Source organism: Cupriavidus basilensis OR16 (assembly GCF_000243095.1).
In the GTDB taxonomy this organism is placed as follows: domain Bacteria; phylum Pseudomonadota; class Gammaproteobacteria; order Burkholderiales; family Burkholderiaceae; genus Cupriavidus; species Cupriavidus basilensis_D.
Genome location: NZ_AHJE01000019.1, coordinates 14,829 through 40,191, shown reverse-complemented (window position 1 = coordinate 40,191; position 25,363 = coordinate 14,829). Strand labels below are relative to the sequence as shown.

At 60.1% G+C, this 25,363-nt stretch carries 16 protein-coding genes and 1 pseudogene; 15 read left to right on the top strand and 2 right to left on the bottom strand.

The features are described from left to right. Positions 1-21: 21 nt before the first annotated feature. Genes mdtN through OR16_RS08040 form a run of 3 tightly spaced genes read left to right on the top strand, consistent with a single transcriptional unit; the run spans position 22 to position 4,683 of the window. Positions 22-1,077 (top strand): multidrug transporter subunit MdtN, encoded by a 1,056-nt coding sequence (mdtN, locus tag OR16_RS08050; RefSeq protein ID WP_006157474.1) that lies wholly within the window; start codon positions 22-24, stop codon positions 1,075-1,077. A gap of 22 nt (positions 1,078-1,099) precedes the next feature. Continuing rightward, entirely contained in the window at positions 1,100-3,205 is a 2,106-nt protein-coding gene (locus tag OR16_RS08045) for an FUSC family protein (protein WP_006157473.1), read from the top strand. Further along, a complete protein-coding gene (locus OR16_RS08040; RefSeq protein WP_081488717.1) occupies positions 3,202-4,683 on the top strand; it encodes an MdtP family multidrug efflux transporter outer membrane subunit in 1,482 nt (493 codons plus the stop codon). The genes OR16_RS08045 and OR16_RS08040 overlap by 4 nt, the downstream gene beginning before the upstream one ends. 110 nt (positions 4,684-4,793) lie before the next feature. On the opposite strand, the gene OR16_RS39590 is transcribed toward OR16_RS08040, so the two are convergent. Together OR16_RS39590 and OR16_RS08030 are read right to left on the bottom strand one after the other, a co-directional pair. Beyond that, complete coding sequence (locus tag OR16_RS39590; RefSeq protein ID WP_006157470.1) at positions 4,794-11,909, bottom strand: PAS domain S-box protein; 7,116 nt, start codon at positions 11,907-11,909, stop codon at positions 4,794-4,796. A gap of 565 nt (positions 11,910-12,474) precedes the next feature. Continuing rightward, positions 12,475-12,957, bottom strand: a complete 483-nt coding sequence (locus tag OR16_RS08030) for an MEKHLA domain-containing protein (RefSeq protein ID WP_006157469.1) — start codon at positions 12,955-12,957, stop codon at positions 12,475-12,477. A gap of 1,045 nt (positions 12,958-14,002) precedes the next feature. On the opposite strand from OR16_RS08030, the gene OR16_RS08025 reads away from it, so the two are divergent. The 12 genes and pseudogenes from OR16_RS08025 to OR16_RS07975 all read left to right on the top strand — a co-directional run bounded on the left by OR16_RS08025 (position 14,003) and on the right by OR16_RS07975 (position 25,333). After that, positions 14,003-15,391, top strand: coding sequence for a cytochrome ubiquinol oxidase subunit I (locus OR16_RS08025; protein ID WP_006157466.1), 1,389 nt, complete (start codon positions 14,003-14,005; stop codon positions 15,389-15,391). An 80-nt stretch (positions 15,392-15,471) separates the two neighbouring features. Next, on the top strand, positions 15,472-15,714 hold the full coding sequence (locus tag OR16_RS48145; RefSeq protein WP_006157465.1) for a heterodisulfide reductase-related iron-sulfur binding cluster: 243 nt from the start codon (positions 15,472-15,474) through the stop codon (positions 15,712-15,714). Between the two features lie 274 nt (positions 15,715-15,988). Beyond that, positions 15,989-16,201 carry a hypothetical protein gene (locus OR16_RS08015; protein WP_141639856.1) on the top strand — a complete coding sequence of 71 codons (213 nt, stop codon included), beginning with the start codon at positions 15,989-15,991 and terminating at the stop codon, positions 16,199-16,201. An 85-nt stretch (positions 16,202-16,286) separates the two neighbouring features. Beyond that, positions 16,287-17,516: a CaiB/BaiF CoA transferase family protein gene (locus OR16_RS08010; RefSeq protein ID WP_043418958.1), complete on the top strand. Its 1,230-nt coding sequence runs from the start codon at positions 16,287-16,289 to the stop codon at positions 17,514-17,516. A gap of 87 nt (positions 17,517-17,603) precedes the next feature. After that, positions 17,604-18,359 carry an acetoacetate decarboxylase gene (locus OR16_RS08005; RefSeq protein ID WP_006157461.1) on the top strand — a complete coding sequence of 252 codons (756 nt, stop codon included), beginning with the start codon at positions 17,604-17,606 and terminating at the stop codon, positions 18,357-18,359. A gap of 23 nt (positions 18,360-18,382) precedes the next feature. Next, a complete protein-coding gene (locus OR16_RS08000) occupies positions 18,383-19,588 on the top strand; it encodes an acyl-CoA dehydrogenase family protein (protein WP_006157459.1) in 1,206 nt (401 codons plus the stop codon). Positions 19,589-19,609: 21 nt separating this feature from the next. After that, positions 19,610-20,542, top strand: a complete 933-nt coding sequence (locus OR16_RS07995; RefSeq protein ID WP_006157457.1) for a 3-hydroxyacyl-CoA dehydrogenase NAD-binding domain-containing protein — start codon at positions 19,610-19,612, stop codon at positions 20,540-20,542. Positions 20,543-20,732: 190 nt separating this feature from the next. Next, positions 20,733-21,557, top strand: coding sequence for an enoyl-CoA hydratase-related protein (locus OR16_RS07990; RefSeq protein WP_006157455.1), 825 nt, complete (start codon positions 20,733-20,735; stop codon positions 21,555-21,557). A gap of 303 nt (positions 21,558-21,860) precedes the next feature. Then, positions 21,861-23,156, top strand: a complete 1,296-nt coding sequence (locus OR16_RS07985; RefSeq protein ID WP_006157454.1) for an NAD(P)/FAD-dependent oxidoreductase — start codon at positions 21,861-21,863, stop codon at positions 23,154-23,156. A 55-nt stretch (positions 23,157-23,211) separates the two neighbouring features. Further along, positions 23,212-24,210, top strand: coding sequence for a cytochrome d ubiquinol oxidase subunit II (gene cydB, locus OR16_RS07980; RefSeq protein WP_006157453.1), 999 nt, complete (start codon positions 23,212-23,214; stop codon positions 24,208-24,210). A 232-nt stretch (positions 24,211-24,442) separates the two neighbouring features. Further along, a pseudogene (locus OR16_RS48140) lies at positions 24,443-24,651 on the top strand (hypothetical protein); the annotation flags it as partial. 127 nt (positions 24,652-24,778) lie between these two features. Next, positions 24,779-25,333 (top strand): cysteine hydrolase family protein, encoded by a 555-nt coding sequence (locus OR16_RS07975; protein WP_006157452.1) that lies wholly within the window; start codon positions 24,779-24,781, stop codon positions 25,331-25,333. Positions 25,334-25,363 lie beyond the last annotated feature (30 nt).

The following is a 25,363-nucleotide window of genomic DNA, read 5'->3' as shown; positions in this document are numbered from 1 at the left end:
GTCTATCGGGGGCGGAAACACATGGAAGGCAGCGCGCACAGCCAAAAGAAGAAGTGGTTGACCATTCTCCTTCTGGTGACGGCTATCGGATTAGGGATCCTTGTTATCTGGCGCGTGAATACAGAGCCGCGAACCGATGATGCGTTCGTGTATGCCGATACGATCAATGTGGTTCCCGAGGTGTCGGGTCGGATCGTGAACCTCGCAGTTCGAGACAATCAGCGTGTAAAGAAAGGCGATCTCCTGTTCGAGCTGGACCGGCGCTCCTTTCAGGATTTGTTGGACAAGGCCCGTGCTTCCCTGGTTCAGTTGGACCAGCAGATCATGCTGGCGCAGCGTTCGGTCAACGCACAGGTATTGAATGCGTCTGGGGCCCGAGCCGGCGTCGATCGCGCTCGGTCTGCTGCAAAGCAGGCGGCAGACACACTGCGTCGGATGGAGCCTCTTGTCGAGAAGGGTTATGTGTCTGCCGACGAGCTGGACAGGGCGCGGACATCGGCGCGCAGCACCGCGGCGGAACTCGAGGCAGCGGAGCTAAAGGCGCGCGAGGCGACGGCCGCGGTCAGCGGCGTGGACGCATTGCTGGCTCAACGCGTGGTCGTGCAGGCGGAGATTGCATCCGCGGAGCTAAACCTTGAATTCGCCACGGTGAGGGCACCATTCGACGGTGTCGTGGTCTCGCTTCGAACCACACGCGGCCAGTTTGCGTCGGCATCTTCGCCTGTGTTCACGCTCATCGACACGACAAAATGGTATGTCATAGCGAACCTGCGCGAGACAGAGCTGGCCAGTATCAGGCCCGGCACTCGGACCACGGTGTACCTCATGAGCAAGACTGCAGTTCATTTCGAGGGGGAAGTCGACTCCATTGGATATGGCGTGGCTCCCGACGATGGCGGGAGCCTGGCGCAAGGGTTGCCGAAAGTCCAACGCAGCCTGAATTGGGTTCATGTGTCACAACGGTTTCCGGTGAGGATTCGGATTAAAGACCCGAATCCGGATCTCTTTCGAGTGGGAACTTCCGCGGTGGCGACATTCCACCCAACCGACCGGGGTGACCGGCGAATTGCGGAGTGAGAATACACAGGCGTGCTGAGACATGAATCGCTTTCTACAATTTCTGCGTGACGAGCTTACCCCGTTCCCCGGCCGGACGAACGTCACGCTACGCTGCGTCGCCAGCGCCGTCATTGTGATCGTCATTTCCATGACGCTGCAGGCGCCGTTTCTGGCGCTGTCGCTTCTCGTGACATTCTTTGCAACACAGTCGAATGTCGTCATCACTAGGATAACGGGAATCCTGTTTCTTGCAGGGACCACACTTGCATTGAGCAGCACGATTCTGTTGCTCAAGTTTACCTTCGACTATCCGCTGCTACGAATCGTATTTGCCAGCCTGATATTATTTTGCTGTGTCTATGCAATGCGGGTCTTCCAGCTTGGCATTGTCTTCTTCATTGGCGCTATCGTAACCATCTACGTCCAGTCGTTGGTCGACGTGGCGCCGAATGCGGAAGCGCTCATCAGGGGAATCCTTTGGGTGTGGGTATCGGTGTGCTACCCGATAGCCCTCACGCTCATCATCAACACGTTACTTTTGCCGGCTGAACCCCGACACCAGTTGCGTCAAATGTTGGTTTCGAAGCTCACAGTAGTCCAGGCGAGATTGGGTGCATTGCTTGGCTGTGCATCCGGACCCAGATCCATTACTGCGCTGGACGTAGAGGGCACAACGACTGCTCTCCAGAAGCTGCTGAGATTTACGGCAATGCGTGGCAGGCGCGATGAAATTGCCGAGGCGCGTGATCTTGCGACTGTCACAACGGTTTCGAACCTCTATGTCGCCGCATCGAACTTGCGTCAGCCTTCGTCCGTCTCCAAGACCGTCGGGGATAGAGTCAGGATTTTGCACGAGGCGTGCGGAGCATTGGCCGACGCCATCGGAAAGGACGAACCGTTTTCCATTGCGGAAGCGCGGAGTGACTGCGCCGTTCGCTCGACATCTACCGCTGGACTTCCCTGGGCCTTGGTGGCGATGGATCGCGCTTTACTGGAGCTCGACGCCTTCACGGCGGCACAGGGCAACGCCATGAACAAGTCGCCGAGACAGCCCGTACTGGCGGCGGATGCTTTTAGTAACCCTGTATACGCAGAGTTTGCACTCAAGACCTCGCTGGCTGTGCTTGTGTGCTACCTCTTCTACAATTCCACCGACTGGCAAGGTGCGCATACCGTGATGCTGACGTGTCTGATTGTGGCCCAGCCCAGTCTCGGTGCGTCAAGCCGGCGGTCATTGCTGCGCTTTTGGGGAGCCGCTATTGGCAGTCTGCTCGCGCTGTTCGAAATTGTCTTCATTCTCCCAAGAATTGACGGCATTGTGGCGCTGATTGTGAACGTTCTTCCGGTATTGTTAATCGGAGCATGGGTGGCAGCTGGCTCGGAACGCATTAGCTACGCGGGCGTGCAGATATGGTTCACATTCTCGCTGGCGTTCCTGGAGCAATTCACCCCCACGTCTGATCTGACAGAGATTCGGGACCGTATGGTTGGCATCTTTCTGGGCATAGTAATCGCCACCTTTGTGCAGATGAGCCTCTGGCCGGAAGGTGAGGCAGCCTTGCTCAGGCGCCGGCTCTCGGCCAGTCTCCTTTCAACGGCCAGGCTGCTGCAGAGTCTCGGGCATCCGACAGTCGCCGAAGATAGCCCGGATATTGGAAAGCAGCGAATGGCGGCATGGGCTGCGCTCAACGACTGCGAGGGTATGTTATTGAGGGTCGCGCTTGAGCCAACCTGGCGTGAAGGCGAAGAAGAGCGCGTCGCGTTGCGCGCAAACTCTGTGCTTGTGGCCGCGCGAGAGTTTCTGCTTGCCGCGGACGCCCTGCGGAGCGCCATTGATGTCGCCGGTGACAGGATACCTACGCCTCTCAGCGATGCCGCGCGCGACTTCGCTTCGAGCGCCGGCTCGGCAATCATGGCGTATGCAACGGGGCTGGAGGAACCGACGCCCTGCGCAAGGCCTCCCAAGCTGACGGCCCCGAAGGCATACCTGGTCGGGAGCGGACTGGAAGAGGGCGCTGAGGGCAACGTCGCGGAGTTGCGTGCCGAGGTCAATCGCGTACTGCAAGCGGTGTCGGGCTTACCAGAGTGGGTTGGGGAGGCCGGCTCTCGCGTGCCGGGTCTTCCAGCCAGCGTGCGTGCACAATGATGGATTCCATGTCGCCGGCCCCACGGGGCAGTCTCTCTCGTCATTTGTGTTGTCTTGCCATGGCAAGCGTTACGGTATTGGCCGGCTGCGCGTTGATTCATCACGACAGCGCTCCGGTTCAGCAGGTGGATGCGGCGCAGGTCGAGGTCCCGCAACAACTGGACTTGACCGCAGGCGATTGGCCGTCCGAGAAATGGTGGCTGCAATATGATGACCAGCAACTGACTGCCTTCATCGATCGCGCACTATCGGCCTCACCGACGATGGCGTTAGCACATCAGCGTGTGGCACAGGCTCAAGCGCGGGCGGAACTGGTGGCAGCTGCATCCGGACCGCAGGTCAGCGCCATTGGGTCTATCGACCGTGAGCGCGTCTCATCCCACGGTTTCCTGAGCGCATATTCAGGATTCGAACCGGCTATCGGAGCGAACGGCCCCTGGTATACGACGGGGCTCATCGGATTAGGGGGCGCGTGGGACCTGGACATCTGGGGGCGGCATCGAGCGGAGATTGCCGCGGCCATTGGCGTTGAAAACGCACGGAAAGCAGAGACAGCACAGGTTGCGCTCGAACTGTCGACGGGTATCGGGAGACTCTACTATTCTGTGCAGACTGCGCTGTCTGCCATCGATCTGCTGAAACGGGAGCGCGACGCCATCGCCATTGAGGTCGATGCCCACCGTTCGAAGATTGCGCGCGGGCTTGAGCCCAAGACTACCGCCAAACAAGCGGAGGCTAAGCTACTCTCTGTAGAACAGAAGATCTCGCAGGTATCTGATGAGGTGACAAACGGACAGGAGGCAATGCGTGCCTTGATTGGCGCGAATTCACGCGAACCCGTGGACATTGCGCCCAAGACGCTCCCTGTTGTGGCAACGGGAGTACCGTCAAGTCTCGGCTTTCAGCTCCTTGCGCGCCGCCCCGATCTGCAGGCGCTGCATTGGTATGTCGTCTCATCCTTGAAACAGGTAGATGCGGCAAAAGCGGCGTTTTATCCGAGTTTTGACATCAAAGCCTTCTTCGGATTCAACGCCCTGGACCTTTCCCAACTCTTTCTACATGCAAGCCAGCAAATCAACATTGCACCCGGCCTTTACCTCCCGGTGTTCGATGGCGGTCGCCTCAACGCCAATCTGAGGGGAGAGAGAGCGGCGAGTGATGCCGTCATTCTGCAATATAACCAGGCCGTATTGAATGCGGTTCGCGATGTGGCACAAACAGGAAGCGCACTCAAAGATCTGGGTGAGCGCTCCGCCATGCAGCAGAGGAAACTTCAAGCGGTGCAGTTCACGCTGGACAGCGCATCAGCTCAATACGTACGGGGGCTGGCCAACAGGATGCAAGTGGAGCAGGCACGCGAGATAGAGATACAGGAGCAGTTGGCGATGCTTCAACTGACAGCCCAAAGTCTCCAGAAATCCATCGTGCTGACAAGAACACTGGGCGGCGGCTACCAGGCGGAGGGAGATATGCGTTGAGTTGGCACGGGATGAAGGCTGGCGTAAAGGTTTTTTTTGGAGCTGCGATGCGGGGTCTGTCTTCAGCGACGTGACCAACGCCTTGGAGATTTCATTGGGTCCACAGGGCTTCATGTTGCATCCGAAGTCTCACTCGGCAGGCTGAAGCTGAAGGTCACGCCCCGGACCTTATTGCGGACGACCCAAATGCGGCCGGCGTGTGCTTCGACGATCGACCGACAGATCGCCAGCCCCATGCCCATGCCCGTTTCCTTTGTGGTGATAAATGGCTCAAATACCGTCCCCAGATTCGCCAGCCCCACGCCTTCATCCTGAACGTTGACCACCACCACGTTGTCCCCGTCGCGCCGAGAGCAGATCAAGAGCGACTTCGGTAGTTCCACCGTCGCTGACAATGCCTCGATGGCGTTGCGCACAAGGTTGACGATCACCTGCTGAATCTGCACCGCATCGGCTCTGATCAAAGGCACGTCTTGGGCTAGCTGAGTCTCGAGCGAGATCACGTTCGCCTGAATGTCGACAGCCATCAGAGTGCAGACCTGAAGTATCAACTGATTGATGTCAAGTTCGACCTTTGCTGGAGCCGTGCGCTTGAACAGCGCCCGAATGCGGCTTATCACCTCCGCCGTGGCTTTTCCGTCATGGACGATGGCTTCGGCGCTGAGTCGGGCTTTGTCGATGTCGGGCGGCGTAGCAGCGAGCCAGCGCCGGCACGCTTGCCCATGGGCCACGACGGCCTGCAGCGGTTGATTGATTTCGTGGGCGATGGACGCAGACAACTCGGCCACTGTCGCCATTCGTGACGCCTGCGCAAGCTCTTCCCGCGCATGTCGCAGCGCGTCTTCCGCTCGCGTGCGCTCGATGAATTGCCCGACCTGGCAGCCGACGGCGGTCATCATCTGCAAGAACTCGGGATCGGCGTCGCGGACCTCGCGGCTGAAGAATTCGATCACGCCCACTACGCCGCTCTTGAGCGTGATCGGGAAGGCGGAGGCCGCGTGGAGCCCTCCCTTCGCGGCAGATTCTGTCCGCTGGAACTCCCGATTGAGAGCCATGTCGGGTATGCATATTGGTGCGCCGCTCAGCCATACTTGCCCGGGGAGCCCCATGCCGAGGCCGGTCGTCCTCGACACCAACTCGGAACCAGCCCGCGCGAAGGTGGCCGAGGGCCATGTTTGCACGCACGCAAGGACGCCCGCTTCCGGATCGACGCGCCAGTACGCGCCACAATCCCACTCGAGTGCCTCACACGTTTCGCGCAGAATGCGGGGTACAGCCTCCTCGAGCGAGCCGGCTTCCGACAGCGTGTGCGCGACGCGGAATTCCGCGAGCAGGCGCTGCTCGCGGCGCCTGCGATCGGTGATGTCGCTGACGAGCGCGATGGCGAAAAGGCGCCCACCGCGGTTGAACGCCCGAGCACGCACCTCGACCGGAAAGAGACTTCCGTCTTTTCGCTGGTGGCGGCCATTGAACGTCACACTTCCGACTTCCTGCAGCCGCTTCTTGATCCACTGGCTCTTTTCCGACGTGATGTCGCAGTCGAACTGACAGGTGTGCCTGCCGATGAGCTCTTCGCGCGTATAACCCAGCGCCTCGCACGCCTGACCGTTCACGTCGAGCACGATGCCCTCCTGGTCGTACAGGAAAATGGCATCCGTTGCGTGGTCGACCAGGGTTCGGAAGCGTTCCTCACTCGTGCGCAGCGCGTCCTCGCTTACGAGCAGGTTGCGGTGCGCGAGCGCGCTCGTCAACGCATCTTCCAGGCGTCTGCCAATCTCCTCGAACAGCCGCCGCTCCACGGTGGTCCAGGAGCGCAAATGCGAGCACTGATGCAGCCCGAACAGGTACGGCCTTTCGCCCCTGGGGCGAACCGCGATCGCGATCGTCGACAAGATGTTGAATCGGTGGCGAATCTCCGGCGGGATGCCTGGATCCACCACCGCCCCTGGGGCGTGCAGCATGTCGTGCAGGGATTCCGCCGCCCGGGCATCCACCGGCAGTTCCTGGCCGAGCGCGAAGGCGCCCGGATAGTCCGGATGCGTATGCTCCATCACCGCGCGACACGTCGGCGCATCGGGATCGCAGGGATATACCAGCCAGGCCCGATCGCAATTGAAGATCGCCAGCGCCTCCTCAAGCACGCCGCGCGTCATGCCCTCGACCTCGTTCGTTCGCTGCATGGCGCGGTTGATGCGGTCCATGCACTCAAGGAACCATAGGTGTTCCTCGCGCTCCTCCTCTGCGCGCTTCTGCTCCGTGACGTCTATGACGGTGCCAATGTATTCGACCAGGTCGCCGGAGGCTGCCAGCACGGGATGCGCCAGGATGCGGATGTAGCGCACGTTGCCGCCTGGCAAGAGCAGGCGGCACTCGACTTCGAACTCCACTCCGTCGCGCACGTATCGGACCAGCTTTTCCAGGATTCCGGGCCGGTCCTCTGGATGAAAGCGTTCGAGGGCGGAGGCGAATGAAGGCATCCCTTGCGCCGGGTAGTACCCGAGAATGCGATAGCACTCCTCCGACCAGTACAGCATGGCTTTCGAGGCGGGGCACCATGCCCAGCTTCCGGTGTGGCTGACTTTCTGCGCCTCCGCCAGGTACTGGCGGCTGCGTCGCAGTTCGTCCTCCGCTCGCTTACGCTCGGTCATGTCGACGACAAAAGCCACGCCACGCCGGTGTTCGTCGTCAAATGCGGCCGCCCCGACGAGCACTGGAACGCGGTGACCATCCTTATGGATATACTCCTTTTCGAAGGGTTGCACGCTGCCGGTCAGCTCGAGCTGCGGCAAGATTTGTTCGCGTTCATGGGCGAGTGATTCGGGAGGTGTCAGGTCGGTCCACCGCAACCGACCCGAAACGAGATCCTCGCGCTGGTACCCGACAATGCGCAGGAACGCGTCATTGGCCTCAAGAATCCGACCTTCCCGGTCCACCATCAGGATCCCGACGATGTTAGCGTCGACCAGGCGGCGGATCTCCGCCTCCCGCTTCTGAAGCTCGCGGTACAGGCCGCTGTTTTCGAGCGAAATTGCCGCCTGGGAAGCAAGTACCTTCAGGACAGCAATCCTGCCGGGCGTAAAAAAGCCTGGAGCAAGCCTGTTTTCCAGGTACAGCAGCCCAACCAGCGCACCCTGCTTCATCAACGGCAGGCAGAGTACCGATCGGACGCCCTGAGCACCGATGTACGCATCGTTGGAATGCGGACTCGGGACTGAAGTATCGTCGAGAATCACGATCTCCCGGGTACGCGCGGCATAACGTACCACCGACTCGGGAAGGGCGTCCGCGGAAATTGGCGTCTCTCGCAGGTTGACCGTCACGGAGTTGCCGCAAGTCTTCGCTTCCGCCTGGATCAGGAATTCGCTGTCACGAGGGCGAATCAGCAGCCCACGTTCCGCGCCGGCGTGCTCGATGGCCGTACGCAACAGCGATTCGATGAGCTTTTCCGGGACGATCTCGCTCGATACTGCCTGCGACACTTTGATCACAGTGGCGAGATCCAGATCTTCAACCGGCGCGTCGATCGTGCCGGCGGGGCCCGGGGCACGATCGTCCTGCCTGTCCTGCCTTAGTCCCGGAAAGAGCTGATCGAGTTGTCGCACCTTCCCATAGGCTCCCCACCGCAGATAGGCACGCCGTGCGTTTCCCAGGTAGAGATGCGCAATTTCCTCAAGGCCGCGCGCCGCGTAGCAGCGGGCAGCCAGTTCGTAGGACAGCGCCTCGTTCTGAACGAAACCATTCGAACGCGCAGAGCGAATGGCTCGCTCGTACAGATCCATTGCGTCGGGCAGGCGCCCCTTGATGCGCGCAATCTCCGCGCCGACCAACAATGCACGATCCTCGAAGTTCTGAGGGCAGTTTTCCGCCCATGCCCGGAGTTGTCGGTCATGTGTCGACAGCGCGTCTCGATATTTCGCATAGGGATCGGGGCCCATGGGTTCGCAGCAGGCGGCCCGGGAGAGGGCGGCATAGAAATGGTAGTCCGCCCTCTCCAACAGCATGACCGAAAGCGACGCTGACGTCGAAAAACATCGTTCCGCCTTTTCCGCGGCATCGATAGCCGATGCGTAGTCGCCAGCGAAGAAGCCCGCCTGCAGCTTTCGGATCCAGTAGAAACATTCAGGCAAGGCCAGAGCGGGGTGACCGGTGAGGCGCGCCTCGAACGAGCGCTCTGTGAACGGGCCAACCTCGAGCGAGCCGAATTTCGCGGTTTCGCCACGGAGCGTGCGGACGAGCGCGAGCGGGGCGAAGATCATGTCGGCAGCGTATTCAAAACCCACCGTGCGCGCAAACTCCAAGCCGTGCTCGGCTTCACGCTCAACCCGATCGAGTGGATCACCCAAAGCGAGAAGAATGGGACTGATTTTGCGGCAGGCGTATGCAGCAAACGTCGGGTCGCCTTGTTCGTTCGCCATCTGAAAGGCACGTCGAGCCGGGTCGACACTTTCCCGGAGCGGTCGTGTCCAAGGTACCAAGAGCGCGAAGACCGAATAGGTCTTCCCTCCCAAGCGCCTCAATCCGCGGCGTTCGGTCAGATCGCAGGCCATCTTTCCAAGTCGATAACCTGCGTCGTAATGGCCGAAGCGGTCGCCGGCGATAAGCCCGACCGCGGCGTAATGCGCAGGTGCGGCGTCGCTGTTGCCACGCTCCAGGCTGAGATTCACCGCCCTGCAGGTGGTGAGCGCGTACAAATTCTCGTCGGTGTGTAACGTTGGCGGTCCAAGCGTGGTGAGCACGTCGAGCGTAGCAAGAGACTCTGGATCCTTCATCAGCGGGAGGTCGATGAGATCCTCGATCGCCCGCCTTCCCACCAGCGTCCAGATCCGATCGTACTCGCGACACGCTTCCAGTTGGGTGGGATGCGCTGCCCAATCGATGCCCACATGCCGGAGGTATTCCAAACCGACGGCGACCGCGCGGTCGCTAGCCCCGAGCATCGTGTAAAGATCCACGCGCCGGCTCGCGACGGCCGCACGTTGGACCGTGTCGGCAGCGCGCGTTGCAAGCGCCGCGAGACGTTCCTCCGCGGACGGCAGTGCGCCCGTCCAGAGCTCGCAGTCGGCCCCATGCAGTTCCAGGGCGAAGGCAAGCTCCTGCCGGCGCTCCCACGAATCCTCCCCTATCAGCACCGTGCCGGCGCTGAGATACGTCAGCGCAGAGGCGTAGGCAGACGAGGCCTTCGCGCGCTTGCCGGCGATCAGGTTCAGCTCGGCGAGCCTCTCGCGCTCGTCCTGTGACGTGATGAGGGGTGCGCCGCGGTTAAGCTGGTTGACGATCTCGAAGATCATCTCCGGCAGCTTTTCCGGCGGCAAGCAGGCAGTGAGTAACCTGCCTATCCGGAGATGGATCTGTGCGCGCGCGTCTTCCGGGATGAGCGAGTACGCCGCCTCCTGAACCCGGTCGTGGACAAAGCTGCAGGAATCTTCCGTGCAGGAAATGAGACCTGCTCGAATTGCTTCCTGGAGCCGTTTCTGGAATTCGCCTCTCGGCCGCTGGGATACCGTCTCCAGCAGGACGAGTGCCGCGTCGTTACCCAAGCATGCAAGCGTTTGCAGTACTTGCTGTGTTCCTATGGGCAGGCGATTCAGCTTGCCGACCATGAGCTCCACCACATTGTCGGTATAGCCCTTCGTATGGATGCGATCTAGGTCCCAGGACCAGCGCGCCGCATCGTGATCGAAGCTAAGCATTCCCTCTTCGGCAAGCGAAGAAATGAACTGAATAGCGAAGAATGGATTGCCGGCGGTCTTGTCCAGCACCAGTTGCGCGAGCGGGGTGGCACGCTCTGGCCCGCAGCGAAGCGCGTCCGCGATCAACTGCTCAAGATGGTCCTGCGCAAGCGGCGCCAACTTGATCTCCACCAACGCTCCGCCGGCGGTCTTGATGGCATCGAGCTTGCACGTCAGCGGATGCGCGGAATTGACTTCGTTATCGCGATAGGCGCCGATTAGCATGAGGTTCTGCGGACGGGACCGGGTCAACAGGTCCTCCAGCAGGTCGAGCGTCGCCGCGTCGATCCATTGCAAGTCATCGAGGAAGAGCACCAGCGGATGTTCTGGCCGGGCGAAAACGCCGATAAACCGACTGAGCGCTAGCTGAACTCGGCGTTGCGCGTCTCGCGGAGGCAAATCCGGGACTGGCGGCTGCGCTCCGATGATGAGCTCCACTTCGGGAACGAGATCCACGACAAGTCCTGCATTCGATCCCAGCGCCTCGCGAAGAGCGTCACGCCAGGGTCCCAGCTCCGCCTCGCTTTTGCCAAGCAGCGGCCGTAACAGACTCCGAAAGGCTTGCGCTAGCGTCGAATATGGCATGTCGCGTTTGTACTGGTCGAACTTGCCCGCCGCGAAAAGCCCCCGCGACGGTACCAGCGCCTGGTGCAGTTCGTTGACGATGGCGGACTTGCCGATTCCGGAATATCCCGAGACCAGCACCAGCTCAGGCGCCCCGTTTTCGACGATGTGCTCGAAGGCGGCGAGCAGGGTCTCGACCTCGCGCGATCGCCCGTACAGTTTCTCCGGAATCATCAACTGGTCCGGCATGTCGCGCTCGCCGAGCGGGAATTCGCCGATGCGTCGCTCGGTTTCCCATTGCGCAAGACAGCGTCGCAGGTCCGCTTCAACGCCTGCCGCGGTCTGATAGCGCTCCTCCGCCGTTTTGGCGAGCAGCTTCATCACGATCGCTGAGAGGACTGGCGCCACGTGGTCCACGCGCTCTTGCGGTGGCACTGCCTCTCTTGCGATGTGGCAGTGTATCCATTCCATCGGATCGGCGGCAGCGAAGGGCAGATATCCCGTGAGCATCTGGTAGAGCGTCACACCGAACGCGTAGAGATCGCTGCGGGAGTCGACCGAACGACTCATCCGCCCTGTCTGCTCGGGCGCCATATAGGCGAGCGTACCGGCGATGGACTCGGGCGGTTCGGATCGTTGACGCTCTCGCGCAAGGCGCGAGGCGAGGCCGAAGCCCGTGAGCCGGACTTCACCACTGTCGGGATTCACCAGGATGTTGGCGGGCTTGACGTCCCTGTGCACGAGCCCGCCCTGGTGGACTTCGCCCAATGCCGACGCTATGCCAATAGCGAGGCGTAGGAATATCCCCGAATACATCGGTGCATCGAGGAGACTCTCGAGGGGCTTGCAGCCGTCATCTTCGGGAGCAAGGGCTATTCGGTCGCGCTCGTGGAGGCACGGGGCGTGAACCGCATCGAGTTCAATCGGGTTCATGGTATGCCGGTCGATTCTAGTCCTTGCCCGAGCCGTGAGCGGCCGGCCTGGGACACCTTCAAGAGTGAGGTCATTTATGTGCCCCACGAAAGCGCTGGAAGGTTGCGCGCGGCCAGGTTGGCTGGCGACGATCGAGCACCTGCTATCGACTCGTTACTGCTGTCGAAACAAGCATCAGAGAATACGATATGAGCCATCCAAAGTACACTCATGTCGGTTGGCACCACCGGGTTTCACATCTTATCTCCCTAAATTGCGTGTCGATTGCGATGCCGGTTTCGTCATGATTACTGTGACGGCCGCTATTTTGATAGCGGCATCGTGCTCCAACAAGAATCATTATTAGACCGATGGTGCTGCCAAGATCGGATTGCGCAATGATGGTGCGCCGCGCCCGCAAATGGTGCTTTTTTATTCCATGCGCCGGTCATCGCGGAAGTTCGCAGGGGTCATGGATCTGAATATGAATCCCTGCTGTTGTTCGCCATCTCCGCTTCAGATCAGCCGTTGCTAACCCTCCTTTACCTGTGCTTTAGGCCAGACACAGAATCAGCCGGAATGCCGGTCAGATGTCGCGCGTTCGCGGGATGATGACCGCCTGGCCGTGCACCTTCCCATCCGTGCCCAGGAGTTGCCACAGCGTGGCCTCTTCGATCATGAAGCGTCGGCCGGATTTGGTGATGCGCACGCCCCCGTAGCCAGCTTCGTAGCCGATGTGTTGTACACGCGCGAGGAACCGCTGCCGCTCCTCGCGATTCTGTGGCTCGGCTGAGAGGCGCGACGGCAGGCGGGTGATTTCATCCCAGCTATATTCGAAGCGGCGCTGAGCGCTCTTATTGCCGTAGATGAAGAGCGGGTCGGGATCGGTATTGTGCGCGAGCACCGCGAACGGGGCGCACTCATAGAGCCATTTGGTAGCCTCGGGCACCGGCATGCCCTGCGGAACAAGCGGTTGACAGAGCAGCCGGGCGTAGCTGTCGGCGAGGAGTTCGTAGAACGCCGGGTTGCTGTGGAGTGGGACTATCTGAGACATTGCAACGGAAATCATGGGGGGCTTCGTAAGACCATAACGCTGACGATACTGCATCTGCCGTGATGACACTCGCTTCAACCCACCCTCGGGCAACCGGGGAATCGGCGGGTAGACCCTTGAGAAAGTTGATCTGGGGCCGAGTTGCTTTCTTTGTCTGGACAACAGTTAGCGCAGACCGGCTTTGAGGGTAGCCGGCAGGAGGTCGGAATGCTATTACATGAAACTGGAGTCAATTCCGTATTCGTCAACCGGGCTTGGGACGTAACGTGGCGCGGGTTCGCGCAGTGGACCAAGCCGTGCCTTGCCTAGAACCGATGCCGCATGCCGGTGCCGAACGTGTCGGCATGCGGCCGCCCGGTCACGCGGTCGTAAAAGTACGCGGCGTACAGGTCCGTTCGCTTCAACAGGTTGTGCTTCCGCCTCGGAAACCGGTTCGGTTAGGGGTTGGCTTCTCATTCTATCTCAATTTTTAGACTATGCGTGGAGCCCGGGATCGCAATCAATGTCGCGGCGCAGTACCGAGCTGGCGTCGTCTCGTCGCTCGTCAACGGCACGAGTTGGGCTAGTGGTACAGCCTGGCGATCCACGCCGGCGCCTGCGCGGCCAACCCCGGCGTCTTCTGCGCCTTGGCGACGTCGAAGAAGCGTCGCGCAGGAAGGTATATCGACGGCGTCACGGCAGATGAAAGCCTGGACATCGCCGGTGATCAGCAACACCTCGCCGCTTCGCCGTCAGTTCTGTTTGACGAAACCAGAATCGACTACAGCTTTATGTACTAGCCGCCCATGCTTCCAATGCATACCATCAATGCAAAGGTAGGACACTGAAGCCCCCCGGAGTTATCCGTGGCGCGTTGGGACAGATGTCGACACGCTGAAACGGGCCTGAGCTTAGCTGTCGTCCCCGTTTAGAGACAGGTACGGGTCTCATGCGCGCGGGCGCCGCGTTATCCACCCTCGATCACCCTTTAGATCTAAAACCGACCTTTCTTCTAAGGTAATCCGTTTCCCTTCATGCAGCAGGGCGCTTGGTGGTCGAGCGTTCATCGAGGTGACTCACGATGGAATTGAATGCACTTGATCTGTCCAGGCTTCAGTTTGCCTTCACTGTGTCTTTCCACATCATCTTCCCGGCAATGAGCATCGGGCTGGCGAGTTTCATCGCTGTGCTCGAAGGCGCGTGGCTCAAGACGGGAAAGCTCCATTACAAAGTGCTGTGCATCTACTGGTCAAAGGTCTTCGCTCTCGGATTCGGCATGGGCGTGGTCTCCGGCGTGGTGATGGCCTACCAGTTCGGGACGAACTGGGCGCGCTTTTCCGCGTTCGCGGGACCGATAACGGGACCCCTTCTGACCTATGAAGTCATGACCGCCTTCTTCCTGGAGGCGGGATTCCTGGGCGTGATGTTGTTCGGTTGGGAGAAGGTAGGCCGAAGTGCACACTTCGGTGCCACAGTGCTGGTAGCGATGGGCACCTTGATCTCGACGTTCTGGATCCTGGCGTCCAATAGCTGGATGCAAACACCGCAAGGATTCAGCATTTCAGACGGTCATGTAGTACCGGTCGACTGGTTCAAGATCGTTTTCAATCCGTCCTTTCCCTATCGGCTTGCCCACATGTCCATCGCAGCGTTCATCGTGGCGGCGTTGCTCGTGTCCGGAACCGGTGGATGGCACCTGCTTAAAGGCAGACGCGATCCTATGGTCAAGACTATGTTCTCGATGGCCTTGTGGATGCTGTTGATTCTGGCGCCAGTGCAGATGGTGGTTGGCGACCAGCATGGGCTCAATACCCGTAAGTATCAGCCGGCAAAGATTGCCGCGATCGAGGGTCTATGGGAAACGGAGAAGGGGGGCACGGCGCTCAACCTCATTGGGTTCCCGGACATGAACGACGAAGTGACCAAATACGCAATCCAGATACCGCGTCTGGGAAGCCTCATTCTGACCCATACCTGGGATGGCGAAATCAAAGGGCTCAAGGAATTTCCGAAAGAGGACCGGCCTGATTCGTCCATCATTTTCTGGGCGTTTCGCCTGATGGCGGGTCTTGGCATGCTGATGGTGTTGCTGGCATTGACCGGCCTGTTGTTGCGTCGCAAGGGGAGAATTTTCGAGAATCGACTCTTCCACCGATTTTCGGTTGCGATGGGCCCGGCTGGATTCATAGCGCTGATCGCCGGCTGGATCACGACGGAGGTCGGCCGCCAACCGTTCGTGGTCTATGGCTATCTTCGGACGGCCCAGGCGGTGTCTCCCGTCACGAGCCAGAGCGTCAGCATTTCGTTGATGATCTTCGTGCTGGTCTACTGCGCGGTCTTCGGCACGGGCATCTATTACATCTTCAAGTTACTTGCTGCGGGGCCTTCAGTCGAGGCAGTGCCTGGGTTTGCGCAGGGTCTTGGGGCCAGTGCAAGCAGTGGGCCACGGCCCCTGGTCGCAGCAGATTGATCCGCTCAATGCCTGAACCCGGCGGCCGCAGCCACGCCGGGCCTGCGGTCTGAACCCGCATCTGGAGGCGTACTTCGAGGATGTCGGAGCTCGACGAGCCGTTCTTCTCGAGGCCACTGTCGCTGCTGCAGAAGGTGATAGACATCGAGTTCACCACCCCGGCGCGGCCGGACGAATGCTGCGGATTCGGCGGCACCTTCTACCTAACCGAAGAGCCGGTCTCGGCGCGGATGGGCTACGACAAAGCGCAATTCTCGCAAGTCTGCGCGCCGCGCCGCGCAGATCATCAAACGCCTGGCTTACGCTACCGTGACGTGACGTGACGTGACGTGACGTGACGTGACGTGACGTGACGAGGCTCATACTCATTCGAGCTTCGATGAAGCGGTTTTGTTAGCGGCTCCTGGCTCCATTGAAGAAGTGCGGAACTCGCGTACTTTTTATTGCCTCACCTTGCTCTGCCCAAGTTCCCATTCGACGCGCGCGGGCCACGTAGACCCCTTGTACTGGATTTATGTAATAGGCGTATTTCACTCGTGCCAGCTACCATCAATGCACGGTAACCATGTTGAGGCCGATGCCGTTCAGGAGACAAACGTGGGCAAGAAAGTTGCGGAAGTCATCATCGAAGTCCCCGAGCAAGCGGGGGTCAAGCGCTGCTACGGCATCGTGGGCGACACACTCAATCTGATCGCCGACAACTCCCCGGAAGGGAAACTTTTCGCTCCATGCGCCGCGGCCGAGGACAACAAGGGAGCACCGCCTTTCTCGAGAAGCGCCCGCCGAAGTCCCAGGGTCGCTGAGACGTGACGGCTCTTCGCTGTTCCGGCTCGCGACCCGGACGAGCTTCCACTTGCATAGAGTTCAAACCTAAAACCGAATCGAGAGCACTCTCATGATTGACGGACAACACGTTTTTTCAGGTCTCAAGGTGCTCGATCTCGCGAGCTACATTGCGGGCCCCGCAGCCACGACGATTCTGGCCGACTTCGGCGCAGACGTCATCAAGATCGAGCCGCCGGGTACGGGCGATGTCTACCGCCTCTTCTCGACCATGCCGCCGAACCCGGTGGCCAACACAAACTACGCCTGGCAGTTGACGAACCGCAACAAACGCAGCATCGCCATCGACCTCAAGTCCAGTGAAGCCAGAGAAGTACTGGTGCGGCTTGTTCAGTGGGCAGATGTTGTGGTCGTCAACTTCCCGCCACGCGTGAAGGCCTCTTTGGGCGTGACCTACGCGGCCCTTTCGCCGCTCAACCCAAAGCTGATCTACGCAGACATTACCGGCTATGGTTCCGAGGGGCCCGAGGCCGACACCCCGGGTTTCGATGTCACGGCCTATTGGGCACGCTCCGGCCTCATGGAGGTCACCCACGATGCCGGCAGCCCGCCGACGCTTCCCATTCCCGGGATTGGCGACCACGCTACAGCAACGACACTCTATGCCGCGATCGTCACGGCGCTCTATGTGCGCGCCACGACCGGAAAAGGCAGCCATGTGTCGACTTCTCTGATCGCCAATGGTATCTGGGCAGCAGCGGCATGGGTCGAGGGCGGTCTCAATGGCGGTCGGTTCTTCGCCCAGCACGATCGAAAGAATCCGCCCAACGCGCTGCTCAACCCTTATCAGACAGCCGACGGGCGCTGGATCCTGCTGGTCGCGGCCCAACGCAAGGACTGGCCTGTCTTCACCCGCGCCATTGGCATGCCCGAGCTTCTGGAGGACCTGCGCTTTACCGATGACCGGCGTACCGACAACGCGGCGGCACTGGTCGAAATTCTCGACCCGTTGTTCGCCAGCCAGCCTCTTGCCTTCTGGAAGCAGACACTCACCGCCGCACGCGTGATTTTTGGTGTCGTGCAGGTTGCCGAGGAGATCATTCACGACCCCCAGTTGGCGGCCAATGGGATAGTCGTGCCGCTCGAAGTGCCGGGCAAGCCCGCCATGCGAACGGTCAGCAATCCGATCCAGATCATGGGAGAGCAGAAGGTCAAGCCGTGCGCCGCGCCGCAACTTGGCGAACACGGCGCGGAGATCCTGAAAGAGATGGGCTTCAACGAGAGCGAAATCGCACGCCTTCACGACGCGGGCGTAGTCGCGCGCTTCGAAGACTCGGTCTGAATCTGCTCGCGTTTAACGATTTGAACGAACACCTCTGGCGGCAAGCCACTGACGGGCTACAGCCCCACCGCACACTCGGAGCTTTCCATGACTGAAGACGAAATCCGCGACCGCGCTTACGCGATGCCGATCAGCAGCCCAGCCTATCCCAAATTTCCTTTCCGGTTCGTCGATCGCGAAACGATCATCATTACCTATCGTACCGATCCAAAAGCGCTTGCCGGCTTTGTGCCTGCGCCGCTGCTTCCGGCCGAGCCTATTGTCAAATACGAGTTCATCAGCATGCCCGATTCTAGTGGGCTAGGTTCCTATACCGAGACCGGTCAAGTCGTTCCGGTGACGTTCAACGGCGTGTCCGGCGGCTTCACCCACGCCATGTACCTCGACAATGAAGCCGGCATCGCTTCCGGCCGTGAGTTGCTCGGCTTTCCGAAAGTGCTCGCGCAACCGAAGCTCGAAATCCGCAACGATGCGCTGGTGGGAACCCTCGACTACAACGGCGTGCGGGTTGTGACCGCAACCATGGCTTACAAATACGAGCAGCTGGATCTCGCCGCCGTCAAGAAGACGCTCGAGGCACCGGGCTTCCTGCTGAAAATCCTGCCTCACGTCGATGGGTCGGCCCGGGTCTGCGAACTGGTCAAGTATTACGTGACCGACATCACGGTGAAAGGAGCCTGGACCGGGCCTGCCTCTCTGGAACTGCATCCTCATTGTTTCGCGCCCGTCGCAAAGCTGCCTGTGCTCGAGGTTCTATCCGCAATCCATATCCTGACCGATCTGACGATCGCGGGCGCAGAAGTCGTTCACGACTATCTGCGCGCCCCCTCGAACGCATCCTGATCAACGCCCTTGAGGAAATCATCATGACTGCTAGCGCGAAGCCAAACCACCCGCTTCCGGCCCCCGACAGCGACTTCTATCTGATTCACGAGCTCCTGAGTGATACCGAACAAGCCCAGCTAAAGCAGGTGCGTGCCTTCATGGAGAACCGGGTCGCTCCCGTGATTAACAAATTTTGGGCCGATGACGCGTTCCCGTTCGAGCTCATTCCCGGGATCCGGGATCTCAATATTGTCGGCGTCGGCTTCGAAGGCTACGGCTGCCCTGGCGGCAGCACGCTTCTCGATGGATTTATCGCCATGGAATTGGCGCGCGTCGACTCGTCCATCGCGACCTTCTATGGGGTCCATAGCGGGCTGGCGATGGGATCGATCTATCTCGGCGGTTCGGAAGAGCAGAAGCAGAAATGGTTGCCGCCCATGGCGCGATTGGAGAAAGTCGGCTGCTTCGGATTGACCGAACCGCTGGTGGGATCGGGCGCCGGCGGGGGCCTACTGACAACGGCCAAGCGAGAAGGTGATACTTGGGTCATCAATGGTCAGAAGCGGTGGATAGGCAATTCGCCCTGGTGTGACCTGTCGATTATCTGGGCGCGCGATGTCGATGACAATCAGGTCAAGGGTTTCATCGTCGAGAACAAAACCACCGCGGGTTTTTCCGTAGAAAAAATCGAGAACAAGATCGCACTGCGAGTCGTGCAGAACGGTGTCATCACGCTTGACCATTGCCGCGTACCCGAAGAGAACCGCCTCCAGGGAGATCTATCCTTCCGCGATACGGCGCGGGTTCTTCGGCTTACCCGTCAATACGTCGCATGGGAATCCGTCGGCTGCAGCATGGGCGCTTACGAACATGCGCTGCGCTACGCGCAGACCCGCGAGCAGTTCGGCAAACCGATCGCGTCATTCCAGATGGTGCAGGACCTCCTCGCCAAAATGCTCGGCAACATCACCGCGTCGCAATGCATGGTCGCACGGCTTGCGCAATTGCAGGACCAGGGCAAGCTGCTGGACGAGCATGCATCGCTTGCCAAGGCCTTCTGCACGGTGCGCATGCGCGAAACGGTGGCGTCAGCTCGGGAGATTTTGGGCGGCAACGGTATTGTGCTCGACTATAACGTTGCGCGCTTCTTTGCTGATTCCGAGGCGCTGTATTCCTATGAAGGCACCCGCGAAATGAACTCGCTGATCGTCGGCAAGGCAATCAGCGGCTTCAGTGCGTTTGTTTGAATTTACCGGAGATCATCTGTCATGTCCAAGCCAATCAAGCGAGTCACGATCATTGGGACGGGCGTTATCGGCGCGAGCTGGGCTGCGCTGTTTCTTGCGAAAGGGCTGGAGGTGGTCGCCACCGATATCGCCCCGGACGCAAAGAAGAAGCTCGACGACTTCATCTCGGCCGCCTGGCCTGCACTGGAGCAACTGGGCCTCGCGTCCGGAGCTGCGCCGTCGAAGCTGGAATTCACCGACAACCTCGACGCCGCCCTCGCCGGTAGCGATCTGATTCAGGAAAACGGCCCGGAGCGAATCGACTTCAAGAAAGATCTCTATCGGCGTCTCGATGAGGCCTTGGCGCAGGACGTGATCATTGCATCGAGTTCGTCGGGCCTCACGATGAGCGAGATCCAGTCGGCCTGCCCGAACCATCCTGAGCGGTGCGTGATCGGCCATCCATTCAATCCGCCGCATCTCATTCCGCTTGTCGAGATCGTCGGCGGCGCGAAGACATCGGAAGAGACGATAGAACGCGTCAGCGCTTTCTATCGTGGGCTGGGCAAGAGGACGATTCGCCTGCGCAAAGAGGTTCCGGGCCACGTTGCCAATCGACTGCAGGCGGCGCTCTTTCGCGAGATGATCCATCTGATCGCGGAGGGTGTGGTGAGCGTTGCCGATGCGGACACCGCGGTGTGCTGGGGCCCGGGCTTGCGTTGGGGCGCGATGGGCCCGACGTTACTGTTCCACCTCGCAGGGGGGCAAGGGGGCATCGACCATTTCTTCGATCAGTTCACGGTGCCCATGAACGGCTGGTGGAAAGTTCTGGGGTCTCCACAGATCGATGCCAATGTCCGCAAAGCCGTCGTTGCTGGCGTCCTCGACGAAGCCGGCAAACGTTCGCTCGACGACCTGACGGCGCAACGCGATCGCGTTCTACTCGGCTTACTCGCGCTGCGGGCAAGCGAATAGTGAAATCCGGTTGCAAGGGTGAGAGATGGATCCTAAGAAATGCATGCAGTACTTTGCGCACCTGGCTGGAACATCTGAAAGTTGGCCTCTCCGATATCAGCCATGACAATCCGCCAGCTCCTGCAGATATGAGCGCCATGCCCCGCGGCACTCTGTACGTTGCGTGACCCATTCTTGTTTTGAGGCAAACATGCAGCTTGTTACAACCCGTCATCAAGGTTCAGCCACCATGCCCATTCTTCAGAATCTCACCTATGAGAAGAAGGCGTCTATCGCCTACGTCACCATCAATCGCCCGAAGTTTCTGAACGCACTCAGTTTTGCCACCATGGTAGAAATACGATCCGTCATGGAGGACGCCCGCGCCGATGATGCGATTCGAGGCGTCATCATCACGGGGGCCGGAGACAAAGCGTTCGCAGCTGGCGCTGACATCACGGAAATCGCATCCATCTCTGCAGTCGAGGCGGAGACATTCACGCGAAGTGGCCAGGCCGCTCTCGACGCAATCGAGCACCTTGGCAAGCCCGTCGTAGCGGCAGTGAATGGTCTCGCCCTTGGCGGTGGATGCGAAATCGCCCTGGCTTGCACGCTGCGCTTGGCGACGGAAAACGCAAAGTTCGGTCAACCCGAGGTCAAACTCGGCGTCATCCCTGGTTTCGGGGGGACGCAGCGGTTGCCGCGACTGGTCGGCAAGGGTCGCGCACTGCAGATCATCCTTACTGCGGAAGCGATCGACGCCCAGGAGGCGCATCGCATTGGCCTTGTCAACGAGGTAGTCAGGGCGGATCGCCTGATGGTACGTGCCGAGGAGATTTTGGATCGGATTGCCGCCAATTCGCCCCTGGCGGTGCGGCTAGCCATGCGGGCCGTGCATTGCGGCCTGGATAGTGACCAAGCGGAAGGTCTGTCGCTCGAAAGCGCTTACTTCAGTGTTTGCGCCTCCTCAGAAGACAAGCGGGAAGGAACGTCGGCATTTTTGGAAAAGCGGGCACCTCGGTTCATCGCACGCTAGGCGCTTGCATGTCCTCCACGCCTCAAGTACGCGAACTAAAGTCGGAGGCGAGCTGAGGTGCGACTCGCCGACATGACACTCCGCCTTTTCTGCGCCACCGTGCGCCGCATCCAGGGTCACTGAGGCGGTTGGAAAGCGCCTGGCGTTACGCTCCGCTAAGCCTCGGCTGCGAGTCTAAGCCGCAATGTCCGACGCAGCGGTGACGATTGTTGATTGATTGCGACTATTTGCAGCGAGGTATCTCATGAGCCGTCTAAAGACACAGGCTATCGGAAGTCGTCCATCATTCGTTGAGTGTTTGCAATGAGAAAGCCAACTCGTATCGTGATCGTAGGTGGGGGAATCGCTGGGATTCTACTTGCGACCAGGCTCGGCGACCGGTTAGGCCTGCCGGGTGATGCTACAGTCACGTTGATCGACCGCAGCCCAACGCATATATGGAAACCGATGCTGCACACGATTGCGGCCGGTACGCGTGACGTGAACCAGCAGCGGGTAGTTTATCTCGCGCACGCGAGCCGCCACGGTTTCACGTATCAACCGGGAGAGATGTGCGGACTTGACCGGCAACTGCGCGAGGTGCAGCTTGACGCGATAAGGATGCAGGACGGTAAGTTGGTGCTTGAGCCGCGAACGGTTCCTTACGATGTGCTGGTCCTGTCTCTAGGCAGTCGCGCGAACGATTTTGGCGTGCTGGGTGTAAAGGAGCATTGCCATCTCATCGACAGCCAACAGCAAGCAGAGACGTTCAACGCCGCGTTGCGCGCACGCGCTGTTCGCAGCGTCGTCAAGGGTGAGGAGCTGAGAGTTGCGATTGTCGGCGCCGGCGCGACCGGCGTCGAGTTATCGGCCGAGCTGAGCCGTCTTTTCGAACTCGCTGCCGGCTATGGCGATACCACCATCAGGGACAGGCTGAGTCTGACTCTTCTTGAGAGCGGGCCGCGCGTGCTGCCTGCCTTCCCACCGGAGATTTCTGCATCTAGCCAGCAACGACTCGAAAACATCGGCTTTCGCGTACTGACCTCGACTGCGGTCACATCGGCGGAACCAGGAGGTTTTCGGTATGGGGACGGGAAGCTCGCCGAAGCGGATTTGATGGTATGGGCTGCCGGTGTCAAAGCGCCAGATTTCATGAACAGCCTCGCTGGTCTGGAGACAAACCGTGCGAACCAGATCGTGGTGTCGAGGACGCTTCAGGCCTTGCACGATGAGCAGATCTTCGCTCTTGGCGATTGTGCGAGCCTGACGCCGGAAGGCGCGCAGCGTCCGCTTCCTCCCACCGCGCAGGTAGCCACTCAGCAGGCGGATTATTTGGCGCGTCACCTGCCGGGATGGCTCCGCCAAAGCAAGCCGCTTCCCGGCTTCGTATTCCGGGATTTTGGATCGCTCGTGTCATTGAGCGACTACGATGCATTCGGCACGCTAGGGCGCTTTGGCTTCTTTTCGGGTGGTCTCATTCGGGGTCGCCTTGCCCAGTTCAGCCACGTGATGTTGTACCGGCGTCATCAGCAGGCGCTGCATGGGTTTCGCAAAGCGACACTGCTCTGGACGGCGGAACAGATCAACGGACTGGTTCAACCAAACATTCGCCTTGCCTGAGGCTGCGGCAGATTGACCAGTGCGCGACAGCTCAATCAGGAATCGGAGGGCCGGAATGGACATCACTGTAGTTTGGGCGGCGATCATTGCGCTGGGCGTCTTCATGTACGTCGTGCTCGATGGGTTCGACCTCGGAGTCGGCATCCTATTTCCGTTTTTCCCGGATACCGGCGAACGTGACCGAATGATGTTGACGCTTGCCCCAATCTGGGACGGCAACGAGACATGGCTGGTGTTGGGCGGAGCAGCCCTGTTCGCGGCATTTCCCGTGGTCTATTCCATTGCGCTCGCAGCGCTTTACCTGCCCATTGTACTGATGCTTGTCTGCCTCATCTTCCGTGGGGTTTCGTTCGAGATCCGTGGCAAGGCGAGAAGGACGAAGAATCTGTGGAGTCTCGCTTTCATGTTCGGCTCCGCGGGTGCAACGTTCATGCAGGGCGTGATTCTCGCCTCGTATCTGCAGGGAATTCCGGTGGCGAACCGGGAATTCTCGGGCGATGCGTTCTTTTGGATCACGCCATTCAGCCTGCTTACGGGACTCGGTCTGATCGCGACCTATGCGTTGCTGGGTGCATGTTGGCTTGTGATGAAAGTCGATGGTGATCTGCAGCGCAGGTTGCATCGTCTCGTGTCGCCTCTGACGATCGTGCTGCTCGCATTCATCGTTGCCGTCTCGATATGGACTCCGTTATCGGACCCGGCGATCGCCAGGCGCTGGTTCGAGTCTGGACTCCTGTATCGGCTGCTTCCCATACCGGCTCTGGTGGCCGGCGCCGCTGTGCTGATGTTCGGCGTCGCGCGAAAGCGTCGCGGCTATCTTTCGTTTCTCCTGGCTCTCGTCTTGGTCACCCTTGGATACATTGGCCTGCTAGTCAGCATCTGGCCTTATGCGATACCTGGCGCGCTGAACCTCTGGGACGCGGCCGCTCCGCGTTCGAGTCAGCTATTCGCGCTGGTCGGAGTGGTCATCATCATTCCAATCATCCTCGTTTATACGACAGCGGGGTATTGGGTGTTTCGCGGCAAGGTCACTCACGATGCCGCTTATGACTGAGCGAGACGAACGCGGCCAAGCGTCAAAAAAACCGGGGTTGCCGCTCCAATCAATTTATAAGGAGTCCATATGAATCGGTCTTTCATTCGGCATGGCGTGTGGTTTTTCGCCTTGTGGTGCATCGGTGTATCCGGTGCGGCACTTGTGGCATTGCCATTCCGGATCCTTGCAAGGATGGCAATGCAGTCGATGCATTGAGTAGCCTGACGCAGGCAGTTTGCACGGGCTGGGTATGGATGCCGTGGCGCGATGTGCCAGTGGCCGGCGAGAATTTGAAGCGTATCACGAGAGAGGATCAAATTATGACGGGGAGGTTGGGGCCTTCGCCGCCGGCGCCGACGCGGCGACAAGCGGAAACCAGCCGTCTGCGCGGGCGGTTGCGGCACCGGTAATCTGCACCTCATCAACGGACTGTTCGACTGTCACCGAAATCAGCCACTACCGGGCTATGGCGGAGGCCATCGATCTGGGCTTGTTGCGGTAGGCCGGCGCGTTCCTTGCGGTTGTGCGGGCAGTCGCTTATGCTGGCGGCTGTCCAGCCAGCCAGAGGCCATCGGCCCTTCGTTCGATGCAAACCGCCCTGATCGTGATTGACGTACAACGTGGCCTGTTCGACGCCGCACCCCGCCCGGGCGATGCCGATCTCGTCCTTGGCCGCATCAACGGCCTGACCGCGCGGGCGCGCGCGGCTGGCGCGCCGGTGGTGTTCGTCCAGCATGAGGCGTCCGGCGGCACGATGCCGTTCGGCTCGCCCGCATGGGATCTGGAGCGGACCCTGGCGGTCCTCGAGGACGACCACCGCGTGCGCAAGACCACGCCCGACTCCTTCCTGCATACCGAGCTTGCCGCGCTGCTTGAGCGCCTGCAGGCCAGGCACCTGGTGATCTGCGGCTATGCCACCGAGTTCTGCGTGGACACCACCGTGCGCCGCGCCGCCGGGCTGGGCTACGCCATCACGCTCGCCGCCGACGCGCACACCACGCACGACAAGCCGCACGCCAGCGCCGAACTGATCCGGCGCCACCACAACGCCACGCTGTCGGCCATTACCAGCTTCGGCCGGCCTATCCGGGCGCTGGCGTCGGAAGTCATCGGGTTTGGCGGCGGCGCGGCAGGTGGCTGAGGCAAGAGACAGAGAATGGGAAAGAGACGG

Bases quoted from the DNA above. Each gene is read 5' to 3' on its own strand.
- OR16_RS07995 (WP_006157457.1), top strand. From the start codon at position 19,610: ATGTCCAAGCCAATCAAGCGAGTCACGATCATTGGGACGGGCGTTATC.
- OR16_RS08000 (WP_006157459.1), top strand. From the start codon at position 18,383: ATGACTGCTAGCGCGAAGCCAAACCACCCGCTTCCGGCCCCCGACAGC.
- OR16_RS08025 (WP_006157466.1), top strand. From the start codon at position 14,003: ATGGAATTGAATGCACTTGATCTGTCCAGGCTTCAGTTTGCCTTCACT.
- OR16_RS08030 (WP_006157469.1), bottom strand. From the start codon at position 12,957: ATGATTTCCGTTGCAATGTCTCAGATAGTCCCACTCCACAGCAACCCG.
- OR16_RS08005 (WP_006157461.1), top strand. From the start codon at position 17,604: ATGACTGAAGACGAAATCCGCGACCGCGCTTACGCGATGCCGATCAGC.
- OR16_RS08010 (WP_043418958.1), top strand. From the start codon at position 16,287: ATGATTGACGGACAACACGTTTTTTCAGGTCTCAAGGTGCTCGATCTC.
- OR16_RS48145 (WP_006157465.1), top strand. From the start codon at position 15,472: ATGTCGGAGCTCGACGAGCCGTTCTTCTCGAGGCCACTGTCGCTGCTG.
- OR16_RS07985 (WP_006157454.1), top strand. From the start codon at position 21,861: ATGAGAAAGCCAACTCGTATCGTGATCGTAGGTGGGGGAATCGCTGGG.
- mdtN (WP_006157474.1), top strand. From the start codon at position 22: ATGGAAGGCAGCGCGCACAGCCAAAAGAAGAAGTGGTTGACCATTCTC.
- OR16_RS08045 (WP_006157473.1), top strand. From the start codon at position 1,100: ATGAATCGCTTTCTACAATTTCTGCGTGACGAGCTTACCCCGTTCCCC.
- OR16_RS08040 (WP_081488717.1), top strand. From the start codon at position 3,202: ATGATGGATTCCATGTCGCCGGCCCCACGGGGCAGTCTCTCTCGTCAT.
- OR16_RS39590 (WP_006157470.1), bottom strand. From the start codon at position 11,909: ATGAACCCGATTGAACTCGATGCGGTTCACGCCCCGTGCCTCCACGAG.
- cydB (WP_006157453.1), top strand. From the start codon at position 23,212: ATGGACATCACTGTAGTTTGGGCGGCGATCATTGCGCTGGGCGTCTTC.
- OR16_RS07990 (WP_006157455.1), top strand. From the start codon at position 20,733: ATGCAGCTTGTTACAACCCGTCATCAAGGTTCAGCCACCATGCCCATT.
- OR16_RS07975 (WP_006157452.1), top strand. From the start codon at position 24,779: ATGCAAACCGCCCTGATCGTGATTGACGTACAACGTGGCCTGTTCGAC.